The organism is uncultured Campylobacter sp., assembly GCF_937949835.1.
Taxonomy (GTDB): Bacteria; Campylobacterota; Campylobacteria; order Campylobacterales; family Campylobacteraceae; genus Campylobacter_B.
This window is the reverse complement of record NZ_CALEDC010000515.1, coordinates 1-1,187: the sequence shown is the minus strand read 5'-3', so window position 1 is coordinate 1,187 and position 1,187 is coordinate 1. Positions and strand designations below refer to the sequence as shown.

Genomic DNA, 1,187 nt, shown 5'->3' with positions numbered 1-1,187 from the left:
CCCGCCTGCTTCTCCGCCTTGCGCCTGGCTAAGACGTCCAAATTTTTTCATTCAATCTTAGAATTTTTACGATTTGCAGCATCGCGTCCAGATCCGCTTTGATATCCTTTGCGATGCGAGCATTGAGTATCGGCTGATCCAAGCTCGGCTCGAAACTATCGGCACCGCGAGCTATCGCGATGTAAATTTTATTTTGCTTGAAGCTCAGCGAGATATTCGATTTCACGAGCTGTTTAAGAGATAAAATTTTCTCCATCAGCGCGGGCGTCAGGACATACATAACCGTCATTGCGTCGTTTGCATAGATCGTAAAATTTTGATTGAAGTTCGCGTTATCTATCGGGATTTCGCGACCACCCAGTAGCTTGTACCGCAACTCAGACGGCGGCAGTGTCGTATTAGAGAAGACAAAAACGTCGGAGCAGATTTTTTTATTAAAATTTGCCATGAAAAAGGGTCCTTCGAAAAATGTGGCGTAATTATTTTTAAAAATAAATGGAATTCCCGTGCCGATGTCCTTTTCCAGCCTTATGTCGCAAAACATAAAATCCACGCCGTCCACGTTCGCGCAAACCAGATCATCCGCGCGAAATCTATCAAATCCGTCAAATATCTCGCTTTGCCTTACCTCTTTTTCCTGAAAAAGCGCGCCCATTTTATACGAAAAGCCCAGGCCTTCGATATAGGGCTTGAGATAAAGCTCTTTGTAGCGCATCAAAAATCGCTCGGTTTTACGCTCAAAAATCCACTCGTAAAATTCGTCCCGCATGGCGATTATTGCTAAAATAGACATGACCAAAAAAGATAAGCTTTCTATGCCAAGATCGAGTTTGGGAAAATCAAGAAAGATGATTATCAATGCGAGCGCAAGCATCGGACCGAAAACCGCAAACGCTACGAGATAACTTAAAATTTTCCAAAGCTTGCGACTTTTCTTAAGCCGTTTGCGCTGCTTTTCTAAATCTATGACGGTTTTAATATCCACGCCCAACCTCTAATTATTAAATTTAATGGCGCAACTTTACGGCACAGCGTAAATTTACGACCGATACGGCGCAATAGGCGCACGTTGTTTAGAGCCGCTAAATTTTATGGCTACTTGCGCGAGCCGCGCGCAGTAAAATTTGCCGCCAAGCTCAAGCGCAACATATAAAAATCTCGCGATCGGAAAGCTTATTATTTCAGCA

The 1,187-nt window shown here is 43.6% G+C and carries 1 protein-coding gene; it reads right to left on the bottom strand.

Annotation, left to right across the window (positions count from 1 at the left end; translation table 11 throughout):
* Nucleotides 1-28: 28 nt before the first annotated feature.
* Entirely contained in the window at nt 29-985 is a 957-nt protein-coding gene (locus tag Q0256_RS11425) for a DUF3137 domain-containing protein (protein WP_297963218.1), read from the bottom strand.
* Between the last annotated feature and the right edge of the window lie 202 nt (nt 986-1,187).